At 71.9% G+C, this 24,362-nt stretch carries 26 protein-coding genes and 2 tRNA genes; 9 read left to right on the top strand and 19 right to left on the bottom strand.

Features of this window, described 5'->3' with window-relative positions:
* The coding region (locus tag K313_RS23680) for a PLP-dependent transferase (protein ID WP_205621895.1) at positions 1-158 on the top strand (158 nt) is incomplete at its 5' end.
* A 195-nt stretch (positions 159-353) separates the two neighbouring features.
* Here the strand turns inward: K313_RS23680 and K313_RS0117050 are convergent.
* Together K313_RS0117050 and K313_RS0117045 are read right to left on the bottom strand one after the other, a co-directional pair.
* Positions 354-1,304, bottom strand: coding sequence for an NAD(P)H-dependent glycerol-3-phosphate dehydrogenase (locus tag K313_RS0117050; RefSeq protein WP_051274194.1), 951 nt, complete (start codon positions 1,302-1,304; stop codon positions 354-356).
* 65 nt (positions 1,305-1,369) lie between these two features.
* Entirely contained in the window at positions 1,370-2,095 is a 726-nt protein-coding gene (locus K313_RS0117045; RefSeq protein WP_034253944.1) for a lysophospholipid acyltransferase family protein, read from the bottom strand.
* Positions 2,096-2,223: 128 nt separating this feature from the next.
* Here K313_RS0117045 and cofC point away from each other — a divergent pair, with 128 nt between their 5' ends.
* Complete coding sequence (gene cofC, locus K313_RS0117040) at positions 2,224-2,931, top strand: 2-phospho-L-lactate guanylyltransferase (RefSeq protein ID WP_029212643.1); 708 nt, start codon at positions 2,224-2,226, stop codon at positions 2,929-2,931.
* On the opposite strand, the gene K313_RS24305 is transcribed toward cofC, so the two are convergent.
* The 4 genes from K313_RS24305 to leuC all read right to left on the bottom strand — a co-directional run bounded on the left by K313_RS24305 (position 2,899) and on the right by leuC (position 6,497).
* Positions 2,899-3,387 carry a transporter permease gene (locus tag K313_RS24305; protein ID WP_029212642.1) on the bottom strand — a complete coding sequence of 163 codons (489 nt, stop codon included), beginning with the start codon at positions 3,385-3,387 and terminating at the stop codon, positions 2,899-2,901. The genes cofC and K313_RS24305 overlap by 33 nt on opposite strands.
* 44 nt (positions 3,388-3,431) lie before the next feature.
* Entirely contained in the window at positions 3,432-4,016 is a 585-nt protein-coding gene (locus K313_RS0117030; RefSeq protein WP_029212641.1) for an HU family DNA-binding protein, read from the bottom strand.
* A gap of 461 nt (positions 4,017-4,477) precedes the next feature.
* Entirely contained in the window at positions 4,478-5,068 is a 591-nt protein-coding gene (gene leuD / locus K313_RS0117025) for a 3-isopropylmalate dehydratase small subunit (RefSeq protein ID WP_029212640.1), read from the bottom strand.
* 10 nt (positions 5,069-5,078) lie between these two features.
* On the bottom strand, positions 5,079-6,497 hold the full coding sequence (leuC, locus tag K313_RS0117020; RefSeq protein WP_029212639.1) for a 3-isopropylmalate dehydratase large subunit: 1,419 nt from the start codon (positions 6,495-6,497) through the stop codon (positions 5,079-5,081).
* A gap of 140 nt (positions 6,498-6,637) precedes the next feature.
* On the opposite strand from leuC, the gene K313_RS0117015 reads away from it, so the two are divergent.
* From K313_RS0117015 to K313_RS0117005, 3 genes are all read left to right on the top strand, one after another.
* Positions 6,638-7,360 (top strand): IclR family transcriptional regulator, encoded by a 723-nt coding sequence (locus tag K313_RS0117015; protein WP_019287958.1) that lies wholly within the window; start codon positions 6,638-6,640, stop codon positions 7,358-7,360.
* 241 nt (positions 7,361-7,601) lie between these two features.
* The gene (locus K313_RS0117010) at positions 7,602-9,305 is read left to right on the top strand and encodes an AMP-binding protein (protein ID WP_029212638.1); all 1,704 of its coding nucleotides are present in this window, start codon (positions 7,602-7,604) and stop codon (positions 9,303-9,305) included.
* A gap of 17 nt (positions 9,306-9,322) precedes the next feature.
* Complete coding sequence (locus tag K313_RS0117005; RefSeq protein WP_029212637.1) at positions 9,323-10,762, top strand: FAD-dependent oxidoreductase; 1,440 nt, start codon at positions 9,323-9,325, stop codon at positions 10,760-10,762.
* Positions 10,763-10,850: 88 nt separating this feature from the next.
* Here the strand turns inward: K313_RS0117005 and K313_RS0117000 are convergent, their stop codons facing one another.
* The 8 genes from K313_RS0117000 to gltX all read right to left on the bottom strand — a co-directional run bounded on the left by K313_RS0117000 (position 10,851) and on the right by gltX (position 18,214).
* On the bottom strand, positions 10,851-11,822 hold the full coding sequence (locus K313_RS0117000) for a bile acid:sodium symporter family protein (protein WP_029212636.1): 972 nt from the start codon (positions 11,820-11,822) through the stop codon (positions 10,851-10,853).
* A gap of 141 nt (positions 11,823-11,963) precedes the next feature.
* Positions 11,964-12,743 carry an acetyl-CoA hydrolase/transferase family protein gene (locus tag K313_RS21550; protein ID WP_240484004.1) on the bottom strand — a complete coding sequence of 260 codons (780 nt, stop codon included), beginning with the start codon at positions 12,741-12,743 and terminating at the stop codon, positions 11,964-11,966.
* A gap of 373 nt (positions 12,744-13,116) precedes the next feature.
* Positions 13,117-13,680: a hypothetical protein gene (locus tag K313_RS0116990; protein WP_029212635.1), complete on the bottom strand. Its 564-nt coding sequence runs from the start codon at positions 13,678-13,680 to the stop codon at positions 13,117-13,119.
* Positions 13,681-13,829: 149 nt separating this feature from the next.
* Complete coding sequence (locus K313_RS0116985; protein ID WP_029212634.1) at positions 13,830-15,533, bottom strand: dihydroxyacetone kinase family protein; 1,704 nt, start codon at positions 15,531-15,533, stop codon at positions 13,830-13,832.
* A 117-nt stretch (positions 15,534-15,650) separates the two neighbouring features.
* Positions 15,651-15,723 (bottom strand) — tRNA-Glu (locus K313_RS0116980).
* 108 nt (positions 15,724-15,831) lie between these two features.
* A tRNA-Gln gene (locus tag K313_RS0116975) sits at positions 15,832-15,906 on the bottom strand.
* 113 nt (positions 15,907-16,019) lie between these two features.
* Positions 16,020-16,742, bottom strand: coding sequence for an HAD family hydrolase (locus K313_RS0116970; RefSeq protein WP_029212633.1), 723 nt, complete (start codon positions 16,740-16,742; stop codon positions 16,020-16,022).
* The gene (gene gltX / locus K313_RS0116965; protein WP_029212632.1) at positions 16,739-18,214 is read right to left on the bottom strand and encodes a glutamate--tRNA ligase; all 1,476 of its coding nucleotides are present in this window, start codon (positions 18,212-18,214) and stop codon (positions 16,739-16,741) included. Before gltX ends, K313_RS0116970 begins: the two co-directional genes overlap by 4 nt.
* A 49-nt stretch (positions 18,215-18,263) precedes the next feature.
* Between gltX and K313_RS0116960 the strand changes: the two genes are divergently transcribed.
* Together K313_RS0116960 and crcB are read left to right on the top strand one after the other, a co-directional pair.
* Entirely contained in the window at positions 18,264-18,710 is a 447-nt protein-coding gene (locus K313_RS0116960) for a fluoride efflux transporter FluC (protein WP_029212631.1), read from the top strand.
* On the top strand, positions 18,707-19,081 hold the full coding sequence (gene crcB, locus K313_RS0116955) for a fluoride efflux transporter CrcB (RefSeq protein WP_029212630.1): 375 nt from the start codon (positions 18,707-18,709) through the stop codon (positions 19,079-19,081). Before K313_RS0116960 ends, crcB begins: the two co-directional genes overlap by 4 nt.
* 76 nt (positions 19,082-19,157) lie before the next feature.
* Here crcB and K313_RS0116950 read toward each other — a convergent pair whose 3' ends face one another.
* Positions 19,158-19,937: a fumarylacetoacetate hydrolase family protein gene (locus K313_RS0116950; RefSeq protein ID WP_019287810.1), complete on the bottom strand. Its 780-nt coding sequence runs from the start codon at positions 19,935-19,937 to the stop codon at positions 19,158-19,160.
* A gap of 59 nt (positions 19,938-19,996) precedes the next feature.
* A complete protein-coding gene (locus K313_RS0116945) occupies positions 19,997-20,512 on the bottom strand; it encodes a DnaJ family domain-containing protein (RefSeq protein WP_029212629.1) in 516 nt (171 codons plus the stop codon).
* Between the two features lie 44 nt (positions 20,513-20,556).
* Between K313_RS0116945 and K313_RS0116940 the strand changes: the two genes are divergently transcribed.
* Positions 20,557-21,438, top strand: a complete 882-nt coding sequence (locus K313_RS0116940; protein WP_029212628.1) for a 3-methyladenine DNA glycosylase — start codon at positions 20,557-20,559, stop codon at positions 21,436-21,438.
* Between the two features lie 17 nt (positions 21,439-21,455).
* On the opposite strand, the gene K313_RS21545 is transcribed toward K313_RS0116940, so the two are convergent.
* The 3 genes from K313_RS21545 to cimA are packed head-to-tail and all read right to left on the bottom strand — an operon-like array spanning position 21,456 to position 23,544.
* A complete protein-coding gene (locus tag K313_RS21545; protein WP_029212627.1) occupies positions 21,456-21,692 on the bottom strand; it encodes a PIN domain-containing protein in 237 nt (78 codons plus the stop codon).
* Positions 21,689-21,919, bottom strand: coding sequence for a hypothetical protein (locus tag K313_RS0116930; RefSeq protein WP_029212626.1), 231 nt, complete (start codon positions 21,917-21,919; stop codon positions 21,689-21,691). Before K313_RS0116930 ends, K313_RS21545 begins: the two co-directional genes overlap by 4 nt.
* A gap of 38 nt (positions 21,920-21,957) precedes the next feature.
* Complete coding sequence (gene cimA / locus K313_RS0116925) at positions 21,958-23,544, bottom strand: citramalate synthase (RefSeq protein WP_029212625.1); 1,587 nt, start codon at positions 23,542-23,544, stop codon at positions 21,958-21,960.
* A 230-nt stretch (positions 23,545-23,774) separates the two neighbouring features.
* Between cimA and K313_RS0116920 the strand changes: the two genes are divergently transcribed.
* On the top strand, positions 23,775-24,362 hold a 588-nt coding region (locus K313_RS0116920; RefSeq protein ID WP_034253947.1), incomplete at its 3' end, for a hypothetical protein.

Genomic DNA, 24,362 nt, shown 5'->3' with positions numbered 1-24,362 from the left:
CGACGAGCCTCGGCGGGGTGGAGTCACTGCTCGAGCGCCGTCGCCGTCACGCCAACGAGCCCGTCGTCGTGCCCGAGGATCTCGTCCGCCTGTCGGTCGGGATCGAGGACGTCGAGGACCTGTGGCGCGACCTCGACCAGGCACTGCGCAGCGTGTGACACCTGGCCCCGCGTCGTCGAGCCGGGCACCCGCGCCGCTGACTCGGGTCGCCGCACCCGTCTCACCCTGCAACCCGAGACCACCTCGCCAGCGCGACGCCGCGCCAGGCACCCGCGCCGCTGACTCGGGTCGCCGCACCCGTCTCACCCTGCAACCCGAGACCACCTCGCCAGCGCGAGACCGGCCCCTCGAACCTAGCGGCGCTCCTCCTTGCGGGCCCGCGACATCAGCTGCGTGACGACCTCGATGGGGTCGCGCCCGTCGTGGACCACGGCAGCGACCTGCTCGACGATCGGCATGTCCACCTCGACGCTGCGCGCCAGCGCCAGGATCGACTCGGCGGACTTGACGCCCTCGGCGACCTGGCGGGTCTCGGCGACGACCTCGTCGACGGTCATGCCCTGACCGAGCTTGACCCCGAAGGAGTGGTTGCGCGACAGGGGCGACATGCACGTGGCGATGAGGTCGCCGACGCCCGCGAGCCCCGAGAAGGTCAGCGGCTTGGCCCCCAGCCGCACGCCGAGCCGCGTGGTCTCGGCGAGGCCGCGGGTGATGATCGAGGCCTTGGAGTTGTCGCCCATGCCCAGGCCCTCGGCCATGCCGACGGCGAGGGCGACGACGTTCTTGGTCGCGCCGCCAAGCTCGCACCCCACGACGTCGGTCTCGGTGTAGGGACGGAAGTAGGGGGTCGCGCAGGCGTGCGCCACCGCCTCGGCCGTGGCCTTGGAGGTGGACGCCACGACGCTGGCGGCGGGGTCCCGGCGGACGATCTCGCGCGCCAGGTTGGGGCCGGTCACGACCGACACGCGGTCGGGGTCGACGTCACCGACCTCGCAGATCACCTCGGACATGCGTCGACCGGTGCCCAGCTCGATCCCCTTCATGAGGGACACGTGCAGGGCGTCGGCCGGCAGGTGCGGACGCCACCCGTCGAGGTTGGCCCGCAGGCTCTGGGACGGCACCGCCAGCACCACGATCTGGGCGCCGTCGAGCGCCGCGGCCACGTCGTCCGTCGCGGTGATGCGGCGGGACAGGGTCAGGCCGGGGAGGTACTGGCCGTTGGTGTGGTGCCGGCGGATCTCGTCGGTCACCTCGGCGCGGCGACCCCACATGGTGACGTCGTTGCCGGCGTCCCCCAGGATCATCGAGAAGGCCGTCCCCCAGCTGCCCGTCCCGAGCACCGCGACCCGCCGCGCGGGAGAGGTGGTGCTCACTCGGACTCCCCGTGACGGCGCATGTCATAGCGGGTCGGCGGGGCGGTCTCGCCGCGCAGCTGCTCCAGCAGGCCGATGACGTCGCGCATGACGCGGTCGGTCGCCTCGCGGACGACCTCGCCGGTGACGGGACGACCCTGCAGGTCGGAGAGGTCCACCGGTGGGCCGGCGAGCACCCGCATCGTCTTGCGGGGGAACGGCCGAAGCTTGCCGGAGTAGGGCGCCAGCAGCTCCTGGACGCCCCACTGCGCCACCGGGATCACCGGGCATCCCGTCTCCAGCGCGATGCGGGCGGCGCCGGTCTTGCCGGTCATCGGCCACATCTGCGGGTCGCGGGTGATGGTGCCCTCGGGATAGATCGGCACGGTCTTGCCCTGCTGGATGGCGGTGATCGCCGCTCGATAGGCCTCGATCGCGCGACCGGTGTTGCGGTAGACGGGGATCTGCCCGGCCTGCCCGATCAGCCGACCGAAGAACGGGACCCGGAACGCCGCGTCCTTGGCCAGGAAGAACGGCGGGCGGCCGTTGTCGTAGAGGAAGTGCGCCAGCATGATGAAGTCCAGGTGGGACACGTGGTTGCAGCAGACCACCACACCGCCCGGCCGGTCCAGGTGCTCGGCGCCCCGCCAGTCCCGCCTCGTCAGCGGCACCACGCCGGACTTGGCGATCGCGACGCACACGCGATAGGCCCACGGCAGCCGCACCCTCGGCGATCGACCCACGTCAGTCCCTTCGACAGGCGGGCGGCCGGGAGCTCCCGGCCAGGTGGCCCGCCGACACATCTTCGCGGAGCGTCCCGCGTGCTGTCGACCTCAGCGCACCGCGCGCCGCGCCTGCCAGACTGCAGGTGATGTCCGCTCACACCTCCCCCGCGCCCGCCGTCCCCTGGCGAGTCGTCGTCCCCGTCAAGGACACCCGCCTGGGCAAGTCCCGACTCCAGCCGCCCGACGGGGTCCCGCGCAACCTGCTCGCCATGAGCCTGGCCCTCGACACGATCAACGCCGTCCGGCACTGCGTGGGTGCCGCGGCGGTGGTCGTGGTCACCTCGGACGCCGCGCTCGAGTCCCACGCCCGCGCCTGGGAGATCCCGGTCGTGCCGGACCCCGGGGACGGCCTGGACGCAGCCCTGCGGGCCGGCGCCTCGTATGCCGAGGAGCGCGCCGCCGCCTCGGGCCTGCCCGCTCCCGGGGTCGCCGCGCTGCTCGGGGACGTGCCCGGCATGCACCCGGACGACCTGGCCGCCGCGCTGCGTCTGGCCGAGGGGGTCGACCGCGGCTACGTCCCCGACCACGAGGGCACCGGGACGGTGCTGCTGACGGCGAGGCCCGGGGTCGCGCTGGACCCGGCCTTCGGCGCCGGCTCGGCGGCCCGGCACGGCGCTGGTGCGGTGGACCTCACGACGCTCGGCCCGGTGCCGGAGCGCTTCCGCCTGGACGTCGACGACCGGGCGTCGCTGGCCCGGGTGGCGGCGATCGGGGTGGGTCGGCATACGGCCATGGTCCTCTCGCTGGGGACCCCCGAGCCCTCAGCCGCCCAGCAGGCCCAGGGTCAGCGCTGAGGCCGTCACGGCGAGGACCGCGCAGGCGGCGCCCGCCAGCGCCAGGCGCCACAGCCGCCAGCGCACCCCGGCCGTGCGGCAGCGCTGCAGCCACAGGAGGGTCGCCAGGGAGGCCCAGGGGGTGACGAGAGGACCGACGTTCGCACCGACGAGCACCGCCATTAGGCGGGTGGGTTCGCCCACCCCCGCCGGCTCGAGCGCCAGGTAGGCCGGCAGGTTGTTGACGACGTTGGCAGCGACCGCCGTCACCCCGGCCACGCGCAGCAGGTCCCCGGTGCTGGATCCCGTGCCGGCCAGGGCCACCAGTCCGTCGAGGTGCCCGGCCCCGTGGGCCCAGGCCACCACCGTCGTGAGGACCGCGAACCCGGCGACCGTCCCGAGGGGCGGTCGTGGGTGGTTGCCTGCCTGGGGCAGGCAGAGGGGGCAGGACGCCGACGCACGACGAGGGGGCGCCACCGATCGTGGCGCCCCCTCGTCGGGCTGTGCGGTGCCGGAGGTCGCTACTTCTTCGGGGCGGCCTTCTTGGCGGCGGAGCGGGCCGCGGGGCGCGGGGTGGCGACCTTGGCGGCCGAGGTCTTCTTGGCCGTGCTCTTGGCAGCCGTGCTGGTGGCCTTCTTGGCGGTCGTGCTGGTGGCCTTCTTGGCCGTCGTGCTCTTGCTCGTCGTGCCCGCGCTGGCGCGCTTGGCCGGTGCCGCCTTGGTGGTGGCCTTCTTCGCGGTGGCCTTCGTGGCCGGGGCGGCGGTCGTGGTGGCGCCGAGCGCCGAGGCGGAGTTGGCGCGAGCGCCGGCGACGCCGGCCTTCGGCAGCTTCTTGGGGTCGGAGACGACGTCCTTGAACTGCGTGCCCGGGCGGAACTTCGGGACGTTGGTCTTCTTGATGCGCACGGACTCACCGGTGCGCGGGTTGCGTCCCGTGCGGGCCGCACGCGCGGCGCGCTCGAAGGTGCCGAAGCCGGTGATCCCGACCTTGCCGCCCTTGGCCACCTCACGGATGACGACGTCGACGAGGGCCTCGACCGCGTCGGACGCGGCCTTGCGGCTACCCAGACGGTCCTCGAGGGCGTCGAGCAGATCTGCCTTGTTCACGATTCCTCCACGAATCCCGGTGTACGCCCGGTGGTTACCGGTCGTCGCAGGTCAGCTCGCCGCAACAGCCCTGTACGGCAACGACGTTCGACCTTGCATCGACGGTAGGGGCAAGGAGTCGCGGCGTCCACGATTTGTCAAACTTGGCGCCGTTGCAGGGCAACGACATTGGCCCCCGGGAACCGGTTCGCACCGACGACCAGGTGGGGGCACCACCTCCGGTCACCGGCCTGCCCGACCGGGTCGGCCGGCTGACCTGGTCGGCGTGGAAGTTGTTGATCGACAAACGACTTCGCGGTATGCCGAGATCGCGGCGGGCACCTCGACATCCCCGATCCGAGACACCGAGGAGCGCTGCCGGCGGCGCGTCCACGCCCTCGTGGACGCGCCGTCCGCCCCTTGAAATCCGTTGTCCGCCACCGGGCGTGGCGTTACGCCGTCCGGGTGAGGGGCCCCGGCGGCTAGACCGTCGTGCGGGGCTTGTAGGCCGGCCGATCCGCCTCGTAGGCCTCGATCGCGTCCTCGTGCCGCAGCGTCAGGCCGATGTCGTCGAGCCCCTCCAGCAGCCGCCAGCGCGTGTAGTCGTCGACCTCGAACGGCGCGACGATGTCGCCGCAGGTGATGGTCTTGTCCCGCAGGTCGACGGTGATCTCGGTGCCCGGGTCGTTGTCCAGCGCCTTCCACAGCAGGTCGACGTCGCCCTGGGACACGACGGCCGTGAGCAGCCCCGCCTTGCCTGAGTTGCCGCGGAAGATGTCGGCGAAGCGGCTCGAGACCACCACCTTGAAGCCGTAGTTCATCAGCGCCCAGACCGCGTGCTCGCGCGACGAGCCGGTGCCGAAGTCGGGTCCGGCGACCAGGACCGAGCCCTCGGCATACGGCGCCTGGTTGAGGACGAAGGTGGGGTCGCTGCGCCAGGCCGCGAAGAGGCCGTCCTCGAAGCCCGACCGGGTGACCCGCTTGAGGTACTCCGCCGGGATGATCTGGTCGGTGTCGACGTTGCTGCGTCGCAACGGGACTCCGACCCCGGTGTGCGTGGTGAAGGCATCCATGGCGGGCTCCTCAGTGGCTGGCCGGCTCGCGGGCCGGCTCCAGGTCGGCGGGGCTGGACAGGGTGCCGCGGACGGCGGTGGCGGCGGCGACGGCCGGCGAGACCAGGTGCGTGCGACCGCCCTTGCCCTGGCGCCCCTCGAAGTTGCGGTTGGAGGTGGAGGCGCTGCGCTCCCCCGGGGCCAGCTTGTCGGGGTTCATCGCCAGGCACATCGAGCAGCCGGGCAGGCGCCACTCGGCCCCGGCCGCGGTGAACACCGCGTCCAGGCCCTCGGCCTCGGCCTGCAGCTGCACCCGGGCCGAGCCGGGCACCACGAGCATGCGCACGGACTCGGCGACCCGACGGCCGGCCAGGACCCCGGCGACCTCGCGCAGGTCCTCGATCCGGCCGTTGGTGCAGGACCCGACGAAGACCGTGTCGACCGCGATCTCCTTGAGCGGCTGCCCCGCTCGCAGACCCATGTACTCCAGCGCGCGCTGGGCGTTGGCCTTGTCGTTGTCGTCACCGAGCTGCTCGGGGTCGGGGACGGACGCCGACAGCGGCAGGCCCTGACCGGGGTTGGTGCCCCAGGTGACGAACGGCGACAGCTGGGTCGCGTCGATCGTGACCTCGTGGTCGAAGGTCGCGTCGTCGTCGGTGCGCAGCGAGGTCCACGCCTCGACGGCGGCGTCCCAGTCGGCGCCCTGCGGCGCGTGCGGCTTGTCCTTGAGGAAGTCGAAGGTCACCTCGTCGGGGGCGATCATGCCGGCGCGCGCGCCCGCCTCGATCGACATGTTGCAGATGGTCATCCGCGCCTCCATCGACAGGCTGCGGATGGCGGAGCCGCGGTACTCCAGCACGTAGCCCTGACCGCCACCGGTGCCGATCTCCGCGATGACGGCGAGGATCACGTCCTTGGCCGTGACGCCGTCGGGCAGCTCGCCCTCGATGTTGATCGCCATGGTCCGGAAGGGCTTGAGGGGCAGCGTCTGGGTGGCCAGGACGTGCTCGACCTCGGAGGTGCCGATGCCGAAGGCCAGCGCCCCGAAGGCGCCGTGCGTCGAGGTGTGCGAGTCGCCGCACACGACCGTCATCCCGGGCTGGGTCAGGCCGAGCTGCGGGCCCACGACGTGGACGATCCCCTGCTCGGCGTCGCCCATGGGATAGAGGCGGATGCCGAACTCCTCGCAGTTGCGGCGTAGAGTGTTGACCTGGGTCAGGCTCACCGGATCGGTGATCGGGCCCGGTGTGGTGGGGACGTTGTGGTCCTCGGTCGCGAGCGTCAGCTCCGGGCGGCGCACCGCGCGCCCCTCGAGCCGCAGCCCGTCGAAGGCCTGCGGGCTGGTCACCTCGTGCAGCAGGTGCAGGTCGATGTAGAGCAGGTCGGGCTCGCCGTCAGCACGGCGGACGACGTGGGCGTCCCACACTTTCTCGGCAAGGGTGCCGCTCATGAGATTCCTCCGGCTTTGCTGGCTGTGACGGCGCGAATGGGCTTGCGTGGACGGGCTGACCGCCCCTCTCCCTGGCAGGCTGTCTCATCTCGACCGGCTCCGGATTTGCGTCTCAGGCTGCGAGACGGCAGTATCACCCTATGGACAACTCTTCTGGAGTCGGCGTTCTGGACAAGGCCGCCGTCGTGCTCGGAGCGCTGGAGGCCGGACCGGCCACGCTGGCCCAGCTGGTCGCCGCCACCGGCCTGGCCCGCCCCACCGCCCACCGTCTCGCGGTCGCCCTCGAGCACCACCGCCTCGTCGCCCGCGACATGCAGGGCCGCTTCGTCCTCGGCCCCCGCCTCGCAGAGCTGTCCAGCGCCGCCGGCGAGGACCGCCTCCTCGCCGCCGCCGGCCCGGTCCTCGGGGCGCTGCGCGACCACACCTCCGAGAGCGCCCAGCTCTTCCGCCGCCAGGGCGAGCACCGCATCTGCGTCGCCGCCGCCGAGCGCCCGATGGGCCTGCGCGACTCCATCCCCGTCGGCGCCTCCCTGTCCATGCTCGCCGGGTCCGCCGCGCAGGTCCTGCTCGCGTGGGAGGAGCCCGACCGGCTGCACCGCGGCCTGCAGGGCGCCAAGTTCACCGCCACCACCCTGTCGGGCGTCCGCCGCCGTGGCTGGGCCCAGAGCGTCAGCGAGCGCGAGCTCGGCGTCGCCTCGGTCTCCGCGCCCGTCCGGGGCCCCTCGGGGCGCGTCGTTGCGGCCGTCTCCATCTCGGGGGCCATCGAGCGCATCTCGCGCCAGCCCGGCCGCCTGCACGCCGCCACGGTCGTCGCCGGCGCCAACAAGCTCACCGAGATCCTGCGCCGCACCTCCTCCGTCTGACCTCCCTCAGGTAAGCACGTCCGCCCGGGTCAGCCCGCCGGGCGGACGTGACGACCTGAGGTAGGCACGTCCGCCTGGGTTCGCACGCCATGTCGCCGTGACGACCTCGGGTCGGTCCATGGCGCGAGCCGCCCGGCGGGTCACGGCGACCGCTCAACGATTCGGCGGCCCCACCTCGCGCTCTCCCGTCCTACGTTGGTCGCAGGCTTCCGCCATACATCCGACTCGACGAGGAGCGACGATGACCGCTGCGACCGAGACCTTCCGCGAGGCCCGGGACCTGCTCCTGGACCTGCGCACCGACTACGCCGCCGCCAAGGAGCGTTTCACCTGGCCGCAGATCGACGAGTTCAACTGGGCGCTCGACTGGTTCGACCAGATCGCCGAGGGCAACGACAAGCCCTGCCTGTGGATCGTCGAGCAGGACGGGTCGGAGGCCAAGGTCTCGTTCGCGCAGATGTCACGTCGCTCGGCGCAGGTCGCGAGCTGGCTGCGGGACCAGGGCGTCCGGCGCGGCGAGCGCGTGATCATCATGCTCGGCAACCAGGTCGAGCTGTGGGAGTCGATGCTCGCCTGCATCAAGCTCGGCGCCGTCATCATCCCCACGACCACCCTCCTCGGTCCCGCGGACGTCCGCGACCGGATCGAGCGTGGCGGCGCGCAGCACGCGATCGCCCGCTCGCAGGACGTGGGGATCTTCGACGGGGTCTCCGGCGACTACACCCGCATCGCCGTGGGCGAGCCGGTCGACGGTTGGTCGTCGTATGCCGACTCCGCCGCGTCCCCCGACACGTACACGCCGGAGGTGCCGACCCGCGGCGACGAGTCGATGCTGCTCTACTTCACGTCGGGGACGACCTCCAAGCCCAAGCTGGTGGAGCACACGCAGGCGTCCTACCCCATCGGGCACCTCACGACGATGTACTGGGTCGGCCTGGAGCCCGGCGACATCCACCTCAACATCTCCTCGCCGGGGTGGGCCAAGCACGCCTGGTCCAACGTCTTCGCCCCCTGGAACGCCGAGGCGTGCGTGTTCATCTACAACTACACGCGGTTCGACCCCGCGGCGCTCATGCACCACATGGACCGGTGCGGCGTGACCAGCTTCTGCGCCCCGCCGACCGTGTGGCGCATGCTGATCCAGTCCGACCTGGGTGGTCTGCAGAACCCTCCCACCAAGGTGGTCGGGGCTGGCGAGCCGCTCAACCCCGAGGTCATCGAGCAGGTCGAGAAGGGCTGGGGCGCAACGGTTCGCGACGGCTTCGGCCAGACCGAGACGACGCTCGCCGTGTCCAACTCCCCCGGCCAGCCGGTCAAGCCCGGCGCCATGGGACGGCCCTCCCCCGGCTACGTCGTGCGGCTCGTCGACCCCGCGACCGGCGAGGTCGGCGTGCAGGAGGGCGAGATCTGCCTCGACCTGGCTCACCGCCCCCTCGGCCTGATGGTGGGCTACAACGGCGACCCGGACAAGATCGCCGAGGTCATGCGGGGCGGCTACTACCACACGGGTGACGTGGCGAGCATCGACGAGGACGGCTACCTGACCTACGTCGGCCGCGCGGACGACGTCTTCAAGGCCTCTGACTACCGCATCTCGCCGTTCGAGCTCGAGTCCGTCCTGCTGGAGCACGACTTCGTGGCCGAGGCGGCCGTCGTGCCGTCGCCGGACCCGTTGCGTCTCGCGGTGCCCAAGGCCGTCGTGGTCCTCACCCCGGGCGTCGAGCCGACCGCCGACACCGCGCGGGAGATCTTCCGGCACTCCCGCGAGAACCTCGCGCCCTACAAGCGGATCCGGCGCCTGTCCTTCTCGGAGCTGCCCAAGACGATCTCCGGCAAGATCCGCCGCGTCGAGCTGCGGCAGGCCGAGGACGCGGGCTACGCCACCGCCGACGCGCGTCCGACCGGGGATTTCCACGAGGACGACTTCCCCGAGCTGCGCGGCTGAGCGTGGACCCTGACCGTATGACGAACGCGCACCGCGTCCGACGGGTCGCCGTGGTCGGCGCCGGACCCGCCGGGCTCTTCGCCGCCCAGGCGCTGGCCGGTCAGGACGAGCTGCCGGTCCACGTGGACCTGCTCGACCGGATGCCGACGCCCTTCGGCCTGCTGCGCTACGGCGTCGCCCCGGACCACGAGAGCATCCGCTCGGTGGCGACGGCGCTCGCCCGCACCCTCGACCTGGAGGCCGTCACCTTCTGGGGGCTCGTGGAGGTGGGTCGTGACGTGTCCCGGGCCGAGCTGCTCGAGGCCTACGACGCGGTGATCTACGCGGTCGGGGCGAGCGAGGACGTGCGCCTCGGCATACCCGGGGAGGACCTGAGCGGCAGCCGCTCCGCGCGCGAGTTCGTCGCCTGGTATGGCGGGCACCCCGACGCGCGACCTCAACCGCTCGACGGGGTGCGGGCGGTCGCGACGGTCGGCGTCGGCAACGTCGCCGTCGACCTGGCCCGGATCCTGCTCAAGGAGGCCCGTTCGCTCAGGGTGACCGACATGGCCGAACCCGTCCTGGAGGAGCTCGCCCGCAGCGAGGTGCGCGACGTGTGGATCGTCGGGCGGCGGGGTCCCCAGCACGCGAGCTACACGACCAAGGAGCTGCGCGAGCTGGTCGCCACCCCGGGGATCGACGTGACCGTCTCCGAGGGGGCGTTCGACGGGCTGGACGAGGCGGCGCTCGACCGGCGCACGCGCGCCAACGTCCAGCTGCTGCGTGGTCTGCCCATCGAGGGCGACGGCGCCCCCGCATCGGACGGGGGCCGGCGACGGCTGCACTTCGCGTTCTACGCCCGGCCGGTGGAGATGACCGAGCGTGACGGGCGGGTGGACGGTCTGACGGTCGAGCGCACCCGGCTGCTTCCCGACGGATCGGTCGAGGGGACGGGCTCGCTCGAGACCCTCGACGTGCAGCTCGTGCTGCGCGCGGTGGGCTACCGCGGGAGCCCGCTGGCCGACGTGCCGTTCGACCGGACGCGCGCGATCATCCCCAACGTCGAGGGCCGCGTCGTCGACGAGGCGGGCGTGAGGCAGCCGCGGGAGTACTGCACGGGCTGGGTCAAGCGCGGACCGATCGGCGTCATCGGCACCAACAAGTCCGACGCCGCGCAGACCGTGGCGCACGTGCTCGCCGACCTGCAGGCAGCCGAGGACGCTCCACGGGACCCGCAGGGTGGGCGGGTCGAGGAGCCTGGCGCCGTCGCGGACCCTGGGACCGGCGAGGGTCATCGACCCGGCGCGTCTCGAGACGGTGTCGGCCCTGTCCTCTGCGCCCGCGGCCACCACCCGAGCACCCTGGCCGACTGGCGCGCCATCGACGCGGCCGAGATCGAGCTCGGCCGCGGCGAGGGTCGCGAGCGGGTCAAGGTGTCGACCTGGGAGGAGCTCCTCCGCCTCGTCACGGATCACTGACAGACGGCCCACCCCTCGCAAGATCGTGAGTGTTTCGTCCAGGATTCTTGGACCAAACACTCACGATCCTGGGTGGGGGCGCTGGTGGTCAGTCGCGGATCGGGCGGCGCCGGAAGTACGCCGCGAGCATGGCTCCGGAGAGGTTGTGCCAGATCGAGAACACGGCGCCCGGCAGGGCGGCCGTCGGCGAGAAGTACTGCGACGCAAGGCCGGCGGCCAGACCGGAGTTCTGCATCCCGACCTCGATGGCGACGGTGCGCCGGGCCCGCTCACGCTGTCCGGTGAGGGCGGCAAGGCCGTAGCCCAGCAGGTAGCCGAGACCGTTGTGCAGGACGACGGCGAGCAGGACGATCCCGCCGGCTGCGACAACCTTAGACGCCGAGCCCGAGACGACGGCGGCCACGACCAGCGAGATGGCGACGACGGACACCCAGGGGAGGGCGGGAAGCACCCGCTCGACGACACGGCCGAGGAAGGTGCGCACCAGCACGCCCAGCACGACGGGGACGAGCACGATCCACAGGATGCTGGAGGCCATGCTGCGCGCGTCGACGGGGAGGTAGGTCCCCGCGAGCCACAACGTCAGCAGCGGGGTGAGGATCGGTGCCAGCAGGGTCGACACCGAGGTCATCGCCACCGACAGCGCGGTGTCCGCCTTGGCGAGATAGCTCACCACGTTGGAGGCGGTGCCGCCGGGCGCGCAGCCCACGAGGATGACACCGGCGGCCAGCTCCGGGGACAGCCCGAGCGCCTTGGCCACCGCCCAGCCGAGCAGGGGCATCACGAGATACTGGGCGACGACACCGATGAGGACGGGAAGCGGCCGGCGGGCCACGAGCGCGAAGTCCTGCCCGCGCAGGCTGAGCCCCATCCCGAACATGATGATCCCCAGCAACGTGTTGACGTGGGGCAGAAGGGGTTTCGCCGACGACGGAGCCAGATAGCCGAACGCGGCGGCCGCCAGGATCAGGATCGGGAAGAGGGTGACGGCTATCCGGGCCGAGCGGTCCTCGGCTGCGGTGGACGGGTCGCGCTGCTCGGTGGGCGCGGGGCTGGACATGGGGACCTCCTAGGACGGACCACACACTGTGACTCGCCGTTCCACATCCCGGGACGCTCGTCTCGTCATACGAGCGCTCGAAACGCGTCGCCCTCACCAGAAGATCGTGAGTGTTCGATCCAAGAATGGTGGACCGAACACTCACGATCTCGGGAGAGGGGGTTGGGGGGGCATGGGGGGGTCAGAGGAGGTGCATCTCCTGGGCCTGCTCCCCCAGCTGCTCGCGGAAGGCCGGGTCGGCGATCGCGATGAGCGCCTCGGCCGCTCGGCGTTGGTCTTGCCGCGCAGGTGCGCCGCGCCGTGCTCGGTCACGACGTGGCTCACGTCGTTGCGCGAGGTCGACACGTGGGCGCCGGGCTTCAGGGTCGGGACGATCCGCGACACGGTGCCGCCCTTGGCCGTGGACGGGGTGACGATGAAGGACTTGCCGCCGCGGGACCGGTTGGCCGCGCGCACGAAGTCGGACTGGCCGCCGGTGCCGGAGTAGGGCACGTAGCCCATCGACTCCGAGCAGCACTGGCCGGCCAGGTCGACCTCGATGGTGGCGTTGATGGTGTGGAGCAGGTCGTTGGAGCCGGCGAGGTAGGGGTCGTTGGTGACGTCGACGGGGTGCATCTCGAGCCCCCGGTTGCGGTGCATCCAGCGATAGAGACGCTCCGAGCCGAGGGCGAAGGTCGCGACGCTCTTGCCCGGGAAGGCCGTCTTGAGCCGGTTGGTGACGACGCCCGCCTCGACCAGGGTCAGGATGCCGTCACCGATCATCTCCGTGTGGACGCCAAGGTCCTTGCGGTCGGTGAGCTGCATGACGACGGCGTCGGGGATGGCGCCGAACCCGATCTGGATGGTCGCCCCGTCGGGGATGAGCTCGGCGACGTGCGTGCCGATCGCCTGCTGGACCGGCCCGATCTCGGGCAGTCCCACGGCGGTCAGCGGGCGCTCGTCCTCGACGATCGCGGTGACCTGGTCGATGGCACGTGGCAGTCGCCGAAGGCGTAAGGCACCTGCGGGTCTCGGGGTCGAGGTAGCCGAAGGGCCGCAGCGGCAGGATCTGCTCGACCCGCACGTCGGTGAACTCGGTGCGCCGGTCCGAGAGGGCCTCGAGCAGGGTCGGCGGCTCCCCCACGCCGGTCGGGACGACGGTCGTGTCGCCGTCCTCGACGATCGTGACGGCGTCGTGCGGGCTGGCGAGCTTGCGCCGGTAGGCGTCCTCGAAGGTCATACCTCATCCAATCGCCGGGGCGCCGGCGCCGCAATCGTGCGGCACAGGCGCCCGGTGTGATCTGTCGGACAGCGGTCAGACGACGGCGTCGCCGGCACGCTTGGCGTGCCGCAGGCCGAGGAGGCCGAGCAGCAGCAGGAGCGCGCCGCCGACGTAGGCCACGACCGAGGCGATCTTGGCGATGAGGCCGATGGTGCCGAAGGCGTAGGCGGTGAGCAGCATGCTCCGCAGCGCGTTGCCCATGAACAGGCTCTGCCGCAGCTCGCCGAGCTTGGCGACCTCGGCCTTGTCGGCGGCGGGGTCCTTGGACAGCTTCATGAACTCGCCCGAGACCTCCTCGTAGGTCTTGCCGGCGGAGGACTTGTTCATGTGGACCAGGATGTAGTGGTCGGCGAAGGCCTTGGCCTGGTCGCCGGTGGTCAGCTCCTGGCCGGCGTACTTCTCGAGGTAGGGCTTGATCTGGGGGTCCTCGAGGGCCTTGCCGGACGGCATCGTGATCTTCTGCGCGGCGAGCTGGTCGTGGACCTGGCCCTGCGCGAAGGTCGAGGCCCAGGTGAGCAGCCCGCCCGCGACGAGCAGGACGAGGGCCAGCAGCAGGCCGGTGGCGGACAGGAGGGTGTCGAGGGTCTTGCGACGCATGGTGCTTCCTAGCTGAGTGCTTCCACCGGTCGGATGGCCGGTTGATGACTCAACTCTCCCCTGTCCGATTTATCCTTCAATCACCGGGGTGCGTGTTCCAGGTCACACCGGGCCGTATGACGCCCGCGCAGTCTCACCGTGGGCCACCGCTATCCGGCCCGACCGGCCTCACGGACCGCCCGCAGCCAGGTGAGGACCGCCTCGGCGCCGGGGTCCGGGTGCCCCTGACCGCGCGCACCGACATAGCTGGCCCGGCCCTTGCGGGACACGCCCTCGACCGTGCTCCGCACCCCCTGCTCGGTCGCAGCCAGGACGGCCTCCCAGCCGTCGGGGGCGGCGTCGGCCGCACGGCGCAGCGCGTCGACCATCGTCCCGTCGCCGGGCTCGGCACCGCCCAGCTCCTGGATCCCGTCGATCCCCGCAGCGAGGGCGCCGGGCCAGTCGGCACCGTCCTCGAGCGCCTGGGCGGCCGCGACGAGGCCCGCGGCATACAGCGGGCCGCTCGTCCCCCCGATGGCCCGCCGGCAGCGGGCCGACAGGACCCGCAGGAGGTATGCCGCGGAGCCGTCGGCCGGGTCCTCCTGCCAGGCTCGCGCCCCGCGCGCCAGCGCCTCCCCCAGGTCGCCGTCCCCCACGACCTGGTCCAGCTCGGTGAGCCGGGACTCGTCGTCGAGGACCGCCTGGCAGGCGGCGTCCACCGCGGCGCGCACCTGCGGGTCCGGGTCGCCGGGATCGGCCGCGTCGGCGGCGGCCTCGGGGACCGGGACGTCGTCGTGCCTCTCGACCGGACCGCCGCCACCTGGCCAGGCCAGCGAGGTGGTGGGCGCGTCGAGCAGCTCCGCCTCGCCCTCCTCCAGCGGCAGGACCGTGACGGAGGCCCCCGCCATCTCGAGGCTGGTCATGACAGAGCCTTGGTAGGTCCGCTCGACCCGCAGCCCGCGCTCCCCCAGCAGCCGGTGCGCCGCCCTGGTCAGGACGGACAGCTCGGCAGGAGGCGTGCCCCCGAGCCCGTTGACCAGCAGGGCGACTCGCGCCCCGTCGTCGAGCGGGCGGGCAGCCAGGACCCGGTCCACCAGCTCGGCCGCGAGCTCGTCGGCCGGGCGGTGCGGGACCTGCTCGACGCCGGACTCGCCATGGATCCCCAGCCCCAGCTCGATCCGGTCCTCGTCGATCTCGAAGGTCGCCTCGCCCGACCCCGGCATGGTGCCGGGCCGCAGGGCGACCCCCATCGTCGCCAGCCGGCCGGCGACCGAGCGGGCGCGCTCGGTCACCTCGGCGAGGTCGGCCCCGGAGGCGGCGAGGGCGCCCGCGATCTTGTGCACCAGCACCGTGCCGGCGAGTCCGCGCGCCCCGGCGTGCGTGTCGGCGTCACCCAGGGCGATGTCGTCACCCACGACGACGGTCTCCACGGCATACCCCTCGTCCTCGGCCAGCTGCGCGGCGAGCCCGAAGTTGAGCCGGTCCCCGGTGTAGCTCTTGACGATCAGCAGCGCCCCGGCCGACCCGGTGACGGCGCGGATCCCGTCGAGGACCGCGTCAACGCTCGGCGAGGCGAAGACCCCACCGCTGACGGCGGCGGTCAGCATGCCCTCACCGACGAAGCCAGCGTGCGCAGGCTCGTGCCCCGCTCCGCCGCCGGAGATCAGCGCCACCGGGACGGCCTCTCGGTCAGCCCCGCTGCTGCCCCGGGTGTCGCCGCCGCTGCCGTGGCCGACGTCGTGTCCGCTCACGACCCGGTCGGCCTGCACGGCGATGGTGCGCCCCTCGAGGAGCGCGAGTCCGGGCTGGGTCAGGGCGAGGCCCTCGAGGCTCTCGCGGACGAAGGTGTCGGCGTCGTTGACGAACTTCTTCATGAGGACCACACCACCACACCGCGCGAGGGCGCGCCAGGCCAGCGCTGGGGGAGGTCAGCCACGAACCGGGCAACGCGAAGGGTCCCCCTCCCGAGTGGGAGGGGGACCTTTTCGACGTACCCCCGACCGGATTCGAACCGGCGCTACCGCCGTGAGAGGGCGGCGTGCTAGGCCACTACACAACGGGGGCAATCAGCTGCTCCGAGCCCTTGCGGGGCGGTGAGCAACGAGGAGAAACTCTAGCCGAAACTTCGGGTTTCTCCCAATCGGGCCGGGTCTACGAAGGCCGACCGGCGATTGGCTGGGGTACCAGGACTCGAACCTAGACTAACTGAACCAGAATCAGTCGTGCTGCCAATTACACCATACCCCAAAGGGAATTCACCCCTTCATCAGGACCCCTGCGGGGGCCGGTGACGCGCGGGCGAACCAAGAGAGAACTCTACCGGAGGGCCACGCCGCTGCCCAAATCGGCCGTATGCCGACTCATGCTCGCCAGGACACGTCGTCCAGGGACGTCACGACGGGCACGCCGACGTCACCATCATCACGGCCGGCCCACTCCCCGCGCCGGTCGAGCCACACGCCGTGCAGCCCCGCCGCGACCGCCGCCTGCGCGTCGACGGCGAGGTCGTCCCCGACATACATCGTCTGCTCCGGCGACGAGCCGAGCAGCTCGCAGGCCCGCCAGAACGCGCGGGCGTCGGGCTTGCCGTAGCCGAGGGTGTCCGTCGTCGCGATGGCGGTGAAGGCGTCGCTCAGCCCGACGACGTCGAGCTTGAGGGTGGTGAACTCGGTCGAGGAGTTGGTCAGCGCGCCGACCAGCAGCCCGTCGGCACGCGCCCGCTCCAGCAGGCGCGCCACGTCGTCGAACGCCCGGGTCCCGGTGCGGAAGGCGTCCGGCCACCCCTGCTCGAACCCCGCGAAGGACCCTGCCTCCCAGGCAAGTCCACCGTGCGTCGCCACCTCCTGGAGCCGCGACTCCCGCATCGCGGCAAAGGTCAGCTCGCCGCGCGTGTAGCCGCCGAAGAAGCCGCCCGGGTCGGCGTGGTAGCGGACGCCGAGCTCGTCGGCCCGCTCCCCCGCCTCGGGCCACACCTGCGTGATGCAGCGGGCGGCGGCCCGGCGCATGGCCGAGCGGGTGTCGAGCAGGGTGTCGTCGATGTCGAGCAGCAGCGCGGTGATCCGCGTCGGCGCGCCCGCGGTCACAGCGTGGCGCGCAGCCGGCGCAGGCGCGTCAGCGTCGACTCACGACCGAGGATCTCCATCGACTCGAACAACGGCGGCGAGACCCGCCGGCCGGTCACCGCGACCCGGGCGGGCGCGAACGCGAACTTGGGCTTGATGCCGAGCCCGTCCACGATCGCGGCACGCAGGGCCGTCTGGATCGGCTCGGCGGTGAAGTCCTCCAGACCCTCCAGCGCGGCGATCGAGGCGTCGAGCACCTGCGGGGCGTCGTCCTTGAGGGCTGCCACCGAGTCGGGGTCGAAGGTCAGATCCTCGTCGCTGACGAAGAGGAAGCCGAGCATGGGGCCGGCCTCCTTGAGCAGCTGCATGCGCTCCTGCACCAGCGGGGTGGCCTGGGTGACCAGGTCCATCTGCGCAGGCGTCGGCTCGCCCGGCAGCTCGCCCGTCCGCACGAGGTGCGCGACGATCCGGCCGGCGAGGTCCTCCGGGGACAGCGCGCGGATGTAGTGGCCGTTGAGCCAGTTGAGCTTGTCCATGTCGAAGATCGGGCCGACCGTGTTGACCTTGGTCCAGTCGAAGCGCTCCACGAACTCGTCGAACGAGCTGACCTCCTGGCCGTCCGCCACCGGCGGGTAGCCCACGAGCTGCAGGAAGTTCAGCAGCGCCTCGGGCAGGTAGCCCTCCTCGCGGAACCAGGTCAGGCGGGCGGCGGGGTTCTTGCGCTTGGAGATCTTGGACTTGTCGGGGTTGCGCAGCAGCGGCATGTGCGCGAACTGCGGCACCTCCCACCCGAGCCAGCGATGGAGCAGGACGTGCTTGGGGGTCGAGGAGATCCACTCCTCGCCGCGCACGACCGTGGTGATGCCCATGAGGTGGTCGTCGACCACGACGGCCAGGTGATAGGTCGGGAAGCCGTCGGCCTTGAGGATGACCTGGTCGTCCGGAGTGGGCGCGTTGACCCAGCCGCGGATGACGTCCTCGAAGCGGGTCTCGACGTCCTCGGGGATCAGCATGCGCACGACGGGCCGGTCGGTGAATCCCGGCAGCGCCGCGCGCTCCTCGCGGGTCTTGCCGTGGCACAGCCGGTCGTAGCCCGTGGGCAGCTTGGCCTTCTGCTGCAGCTCGCGCATCTCGGCCAGGCGCTCGGTCGAGCACCAGCAGTAGTACGCGTGGCCGTCCGCGACCAGCTGCTCGACGTACGGCCTGTAGGTGTCCAGCCGCTCGCTCTGCCGGTAGGGCGCGTAGGGGCCGCCGACGTCGGGGCCCTCGTCGTAGGTCAGCCCCAACCAGGTCAGCGTGTCGAAGATCTGCTGCTCGCTGCCCTCGACGTAGCGGGCCTGGTCGGTGTCCTCGATGCGCAGGACGAACCGGCCGCCGGTCTTGCGGGCCCAGGCGAGGTCGAACAGCGCCATGTAGGCGGTCCCGACGTGCGGGTCGCCGGTGGGCGACGGGGCGACACGGGTGCGAGCGGGGGTGAGAGCAGCGTCAGTCATGGTGGGGTCAGCCTATCGGGAGCCGCCGGGTGCGCGATGATGGGCGGCGATGACCGCCTCGCCCTCCCGCCCCGTCCCTCAGCCGCGCCTGCGGCCCCGGGACGTCGCGCTCGTGGCCGTCGGCGGAGCGGTGGGGACGGCGCTGCGGGCGGGGCTGGTGCTGGCCTCCCCGCCGCACGGGGTGGACGACGTGGACGTGGCGGTGCTGGCCATCAACGTGGCCGGGGCGTTCGCCCTCGGCCTCCTCCTCGAGCGGCTCGTGCTTCGCGGTCCGGACCGTGGCCGGCAGCGGGCCGGTCGCCTGCTCGTCGGGACCGGCGTGCTCGGGGGCTTCACGACCTACTCGACGCTCGCCCTGGACACCGCCCACCTGCTGCAGCAGGGACGAGCCGGTATGGCGCTCGCCTACGCCCTCGGCACGGTGCTGCTGGGCGCGGGTGCGGCCCTCGCGGGGATCCGTTGCGGGGCAAGGGCGCACGGGCGGCGAGGGGCATGACGGCGCTGGTGCTCGTCGCGGTGGCGCTCGCCGGCGGTGTCGGCGCCGCGCTGCGGTTCGTCGTCGACGGGGTGGTCCGCGAGCGGGTGGGTGCGGCATACCCGCTGGGCACCCTGCTGATCAACGTCACGGGCTCGCTGCTGCTCGGCCTGGTCAGCGGGCTCGTCGCTCGGAACGCGGTCGGGGCCGAGTGGGGGCTGGTGCTGGGGACAGGCCTGTGCGGCGGCTACACGACCTTCTCTACGGCGAGCGTGGAGACGGTGCGGCTGGTGGCCTACGGACGGCTCGGCGCGGGGGCCGGCTACGCGCTGGGGATGCTGGTGGGCTCGGTCCTCGCGGCGTTCGCCGGCCTCTGGCTCGCCACCCTCTGACCCCGCGTTCGCCGAGTGGTCACGTGCCGACGTCGGCACGTGACCACTCGGCGAAGGCAGGGGTGGCGAGTCGGGGTCAGCGAGCGCGGACGAAGGGGTTGGACAGGGTGCCGATGCCCTCGACCTCGACCTCGACGCGCTGGCCCTCCTGCACCTGACCGACACCGGCGGGCGTGCCGGTGAGGATCACGTCGCCCGGCAGGAGCGTGAACGACTGGGAGACATAGGAGATCAGCGTGGCGACGTCGAAGATCAGGTCCTTGGTGGAGCCGTCCTGCACCGTCTCGCCGTCCAGGCGGGTCTGCACGCGCAGGTTGCTCGGGTCGAGGTCCGTCTCGATCCACGGGCCGAGCGGCTTGGAGCCGTCGAACCCCTTGGCGCGCGACCACTGCCCGTCGGACCTCTGGAGGTCGCGGGCGGTGACGTCGTTGGCGCAGGTGTAGCCGAACACGGTCGCCAGGGCGAGCTCCGGCTCGACGGCGCGGACCATCTTGCCGATGACCACCGCGAGCTCGCCCTCGTAGTGGATGTTGCTGCTGGTGGCGAGCATCGGCACGGGGTCGCCGGGGCCGGACACAGCGGTGTTGGGCACCATGAACATCAGTGGCTCCGTGGGGAGCTCGTTGCCCATCTCCTTGGCGTGGTCGGCGTAGTTGCGGCCGATCCCGATCACCTTGCTGCGGGGGATGACGGGCGCGAGCAGGCGCACGTCGTCCAGCGGGTAGCGCTGGCCCGTGAAGGCGATCTGCTGGTAGATGGGGTCGCCGCCGATCTGGGCGACGACCAGGTCGTCACCCTCCTGCTCGACGACGCCGTAGGCCGGGTCTTCTCCAAGGGTGAATCTCGCGATACGCACCCGCCAAACCTACCCCCGGCGAAGGCATCGACCGGCCTTCGTCCCCCAGGCTGATACACCTACCGCCGGTAGGTACGCAGGAGGCGGCGCCACCAGACGCCGGCCCGACGCTCCGCCTCGGCCTGCTCCCGCGCCCGCCGCTCGGCCTCGGACCGCAGCCGTGCCTGGGCCTCCACGTGACGGCGGTGCTCCCGCCACACGGCCACGACCTCCTCGACGTCCAGGACCTTGGCGATGGGCGGCATCTGGTTGCCGATCGCCGGTCGCAGCCGGTCGAGCTTGACCCGCCGGTTGTAGTCCTCGACGATCGCCCGCACCGACTCCTCCCGCGCGACGTCGCGCACGGTCTCGTCCATCTCGTGAGCCTCCTTGCGCAGCGCCATGGTCGGGTTCATGGCGCCCGTCAGGTCGAGCTGCTCGCGCTCGATCAGACCGTTGATCCACCAGTCCTCGCGATAGGGGCGGTCGAGGCTGGGCAGGGGCTTGCCCGCGCCGGGGAGGTTGTCGAACTCCCCACGCTCCTGGGCCTCACGGATGCGCTTCTCCGCGATGGTCTCGACGTATTGCGGGTCCATCCCCGCATTGTCCCACCGACGCGTCCGGCGCCTAGGATCTGCGGGTGATCGTGCTGACCCGGGCCCAGTGGGAGCCGCTCGCGGCCGCCCATCGGGAGCGTGCCGAGGCGGCCACCGCGGCGCACCTCGCCCGCCGCGCCCGGGGCGAGAAGCACCCCGTCGAGGACTTCCTGTTCGAGTACTACGGTTTCCGGCCAGGCCATCTCGCGCGCTGGCACCCGGGTCCTGGTGTGGCGCTGGAGGACTCGCCCGAGCACGCCGGCTGGTCGGGATACCTCACCACCGAGGGACTCACCCGGCTCGACGTGCGCTCGTATGTCGAGAAGCGTGGCGCCACCGTGAGATTCGTCCGCGGCCTGCTGGCGCGGATGCACGGGCGCGAGGCGAGGTTCGGCTGCTTCGGCCTGCACGAGTGGGCCATGGTCTATCGCCTGCCGGAGGACGAGGTGCGGCACCGGTCGCTGCCCCTGCGGCTCGGGCGCGACGGCACCGACGCGGTCGTCGAGAGCCACGAGATCCGGTGCTCGCACTACGACGCCTACCGCTTCTTCACCCCAGAGGCGGTGGGGCGCAACGAGATCCGTCCCACGCGCGAGACGATCCAGGACCACGAGCAGCCCGGCTGCCTGCACGGCGGGGCGATGGACCTCTATCGCTGGGCGTTCAAGCTCGCGCCCGGCATCCCCGGCGACCTCGTGCTGGACTGCTTCGAGATCGCCCGCGAGGCAAGGCTGCTCGACATGATGAGCTCGCCCTACGACACCGAGCCGCTTTGGCTCCCCAACATCGCGATCGAGACCGCCGAGGGCAAGGCCGAGCACGTGCGTCGGCAGCGCGCCGTCAGCGAGGCCGCAGCGCCCGTCCGCGAGCGGTTGATGGCCGCGTGCGACGCCCTCCTGCCCAGCGGTGATCGGGTGATCGGGTGAGCGAGGCGGTCACGGGATCAGGACGACCTGCTCGGGCCGCAGGGCGCTGAGCGGCTGGTCGAGCGTGGCCAGCAGGTCGCCGTGCCGGCGGTCTCCCCCAGCCGCAGGAGGAAGCGGACCAGTGACCCCTGGACCACCGGGCAGAGCGCGAACGCCTCCACGTCCAAGATCCAGCGAGCCGCTCGGTCGTGGTGCTCGTGGTCGGCGAGGACGAGGGCGATGAGACCGTTCGCGTCCAGCAGGTATGTCCTCACGCCTCGTCCAGCGCCTCGGCCACCTCACGAGACGTGACGGGACGACCGACCGAGAGCACCGGCAGTCCCGTCCGCTCGTCGGTCGTGATGGCGACCGGGCGGTCGAGCTGGGACAGCCCTCGGGCGGCGAGGTCGGCGACGACGCTCGACAGGGACGCGCCGCGCTGAGCCGCCAGCTCGCGGGCCTGGCGGTGGACCGCAGGAGGCAGGTCGACGGTGGTACGCATAACTGCATCATAGAGCGCATCACCCCTGATGCACACCGTCAGCGGACGGGGATCCCCGCGCTGTGCAGGCCATAGGTCAGCCCGTCGAGCAGGGCCATCCAGGACGCCTCGACGATGTTGGCGGCCACGCCCACGGTCGTCCACGACTGGTTGTCGTCGGCCATCTCAATGAGCACGCGCGTCACGGCGTCGGACCCGTGCGCCGAGTCGAGGATGCGGACCTTGTAGTCCACGAGCTCCACGCCGTCGATCTCGGGATAGACACCCGCGAGGGCGGTGCGCAGGCCCTCGTCGAGGGCGTTGACCGGGCCGTTGCCCTCGCCGGTGGCGACGAGGCGGCGCCCGCCGGCACGCAGCTTGACCGTGGCCTCCGACACGGCTCCCCCGTCTCCGCGGGCCTCGGCGATGACCCGCCAGGACTCCACGTCGCAGTAGGAGATCGGCTCGCCGGTGACCTCGCGGCGCAGCAGCAGCTCGAAGGACGCGTCGGCGGCGTCGAAGGTCCAGCCGCGCAGCTCGAGGTCCTTGACCAGGGCCACGATCCGCGACTGCACCTCCCCCTGCCCGGACAGGTCCAGGCCGAGCTCGCGGGCGCGCAGCTCGATGGAGGCGCGACCGGCCATGTCGGACACCAGGGTCCGCATCCGGTTGCCCACCGAGGAGGGGTCGGCGTGCTGGTAGAGGTCGGGGTCGACCTTGAGGGCCGAGGCGTGCAGCCCGGCCTTGTGCGCGAACGCCGAGGACCCGACGTAGGGCTGACGACCGTAGGGCGTGATGTTGGTGATCTCGCTGATGGAGTGGGAGATCCGCGACGCCGCGGCCAGCTGGGCGTCGGCCACCACGGGCCGGTCGAGCTTGAGCTGCAGGTTGCTGATGATCGTCAGCAGGTCGGCGTTGCCGGTGCGCTCGCCATACCCGTTGACGGTGCCCTGCACCTGCACCGCGCCCGCGTCGACCGCGGCGAGAGAGTTGGCCACGGCGCATCCGGTGTCGTTGTGGCAGTGGATGCCGAGCGGGGCGCCGGTGGACCGTGTGACGTCGTCGACCACGTCCGCAATCCGCGCGGGGAGCATGCCGCCGTTGGTGTCGCACAGGGCGACCACCTCGGCCCCCGACTCGACCGCCGCCCGGACGGCCTCGAGCGCGTAGTCACGGTCGAGCTCGTAGCCGTCGAAGAAGTGCTCGGCGTCCAGGAACACCCGCCGGCCCTCCCCCACCAGGAAGGTCACCGTGTCGCGGATCATCGCGAGGTTCTCCGGCAGCGTGGTGCGCAGCGCCTGCTCGACGTGCCGGGTGTGCGCCTTGGCGACCAGGGTGATGGCCGGCGCCCCGGAGTCCAGCAGCGCCCGGACCTGGGGGTCGCTGTGGGCCTGCCCACCCGCCTTGCGCGTCGCGCCGAAGGCCGTGAGCACGGCGTTGGACAGCCGCAGATCCCGCGCCCCGGCGAAGAACTCGGTGTCGCGGGGGTTGGCGCCGGGCCAGCCGCCCTCGATGAACCCCACCCCCAGCTCGTCCAGGTGACGGGCGATCGCGATCTTGTCCTGGACGGTCAGGTGCAGACCCTCCTGCTGCGCGCCGTCGCGCAGGGTGGTGTCGTAGACCTGCAGTGCGGGCCGGTCTCCCATGGCTCGTCCTCTCGGGCGGGGGCGGTCGTCCGCCCCATGATGACGGCGTATGCCGCTGCGCCGTCTCGTCGTCTCACCGGGTCGCGCGCCTCTCCCAGACCAGGATCGTGAGGGTTTGGTCCAAGAAAGTTGGATGTTGAGTCCGGGGACATCTGAGACTGGCATGTCTCGGATCATGTGAGACACGTGGTTCGGGGCCTGTGGGGCGCTCGTTGCGCTATCCCTTGGGGATGAGCAGGAAGCGAGATGTGGTCGTGCAGCTGTTGGACAACGCGTTGAGGATCGAGGTCGAGCACGGCACGAAGGCGGCGTTCCCGGAAGGGTTCGCCGCTTTCGTGCGCGCTCACGGCCTGTCTCGGGCCACGGCCTACCGGCACCGAGAACGCGTCAAGCGCGAGGGTCGCTGGCAGGCCAGGTCCCGGGCGCCCAGGACCAGACCGAACGCCACCGCCCAGCCGGTCCACGATCGGGTGATCGCGTTGCGCAAGGAGCTGAGCCCGGACAACGGCGCCGACCCGATCCGGGCCGCGCTGCTGACCGAAGCGACCGAGCAGGACTGGGCTTCGCGGGGTCTGGTGGTGCCGGCCCGGTCGACGATCAACGCGATCTTGGACCGGGCCGGGCTGGTCACCAAGGAGCCCCGCAAACGGCCCAGGTCCTCCTACCGGCGGTTCGTGTACGCCCGGCCGCGGGACTGCTACCAGATCGACGGGACCACCATCACCGGGCTCCCGCTGGGGCGGGTGTGCGTGATCGAGGTCCTGGACGACTGCACCCGCACCCTGGTCGCCACCCGCGCCTGCTGGGCCGAGACCACC

It is taken from the genome of Arsenicicoccus bolidensis DSM 15745 (assembly GCF_000426385.1).
In the GTDB taxonomy this organism is placed as follows: domain Bacteria; phylum Actinomycetota; class Actinomycetes; order Actinomycetales; family Dermatophilaceae; genus Arsenicicoccus; species Arsenicicoccus bolidensis.
The sequence above is the reverse complement of the archived record's forward strand: the minus strand, read 5'-3'. Positions and strand labels throughout refer to the sequence as shown.

What these genes read in the sequence shown, in the direction of transcription:
- K313_RS0117050 (WP_051274194.1), bottom strand. Translation starts at nt 1,304, where the DNA reads ATGATCCTGGGGGACGCCGGCAACGACGTCACCATGTGGGGTCGCCGC.
- cofC (WP_029212643.1), top strand. Translation starts at nt 2,224, where the DNA reads ATGTCCGCTCACACCTCCCCCGCGCCCGCCGTCCCCTGGCGAGTCGTC.
- leuD (WP_029212640.1), bottom strand. Translation starts at nt 5,068, where the DNA reads ATGGATGCCTTCACCACGCACACCGGGGTCGGAGTCCCGTTGCGACGC.
- leuC (WP_029212639.1), bottom strand. Translation starts at nt 6,497, where the DNA reads ATGAGCGGCACCCTTGCCGAGAAAGTGTGGGACGCCCACGTCGTCCGC.
- K313_RS0117015 (WP_019287958.1), top strand. Translation starts at nt 6,638, where the DNA reads ATGGACAACTCTTCTGGAGTCGGCGTTCTGGACAAGGCCGCCGTCGTG.
- K313_RS0117010 (WP_029212638.1), top strand. Translation starts at nt 7,602, where the DNA reads ATGACCGCTGCGACCGAGACCTTCCGCGAGGCCCGGGACCTGCTCCTG.
- K313_RS0117005 (WP_029212637.1), top strand. Translation starts at nt 9,323, where the DNA reads ATGACGAACGCGCACCGCGTCCGACGGGTCGCCGTGGTCGGCGCCGGA.
- K313_RS0117000 (WP_029212636.1), bottom strand. Translation starts at nt 11,822, where the DNA reads ATGTCCAGCCCCGCGCCCACCGAGCAGCGCGACCCGTCCACCGCAGCC.
- K313_RS0116990 (WP_029212635.1), bottom strand. Translation starts at nt 13,680, where the DNA reads ATGCGTCGCAAGACCCTCGACACCCTCCTGTCCGCCACCGGCCTGCTG.
- K313_RS0116985 (WP_029212634.1), bottom strand. Translation starts at nt 15,533, where the DNA reads ATGAAGAAGTTCGTCAACGACGCCGACACCTTCGTCCGCGAGAGCCTC.
- gltX (WP_029212632.1), bottom strand. Translation starts at nt 18,214, where the DNA reads ATGACTGACGCTGCTCTCACCCCCGCTCGCACCCGTGTCGCCCCGTCG.
- K313_RS0116960 (WP_029212631.1), top strand. Translation starts at nt 18,264, where the DNA reads ATGACCGCCTCGCCCTCCCGCCCCGTCCCTCAGCCGCGCCTGCGGCCC.
- crcB (WP_029212630.1), top strand. Translation starts at nt 18,707, where the DNA reads ATGACGGCGCTGGTGCTCGTCGCGGTGGCGCTCGCCGGCGGTGTCGGC.
- K313_RS0116945 (WP_029212629.1), bottom strand. Translation starts at nt 20,512, where the DNA reads ATGGACCCGCAATACGTCGAGACCATCGCGGAGAAGCGCATCCGTGAG.
- K313_RS0116930 (WP_029212626.1), bottom strand. Translation starts at nt 21,919, where the DNA reads ATGCGTACCACCGTCGACCTGCCTCCTGCGGTCCACCGCCAGGCCCGC.
- cimA (WP_029212625.1), bottom strand. Translation starts at nt 23,544, where the DNA reads ATGGGAGACCGGCCCGCACTGCAGGTCTACGACACCACCCTGCGCGAC.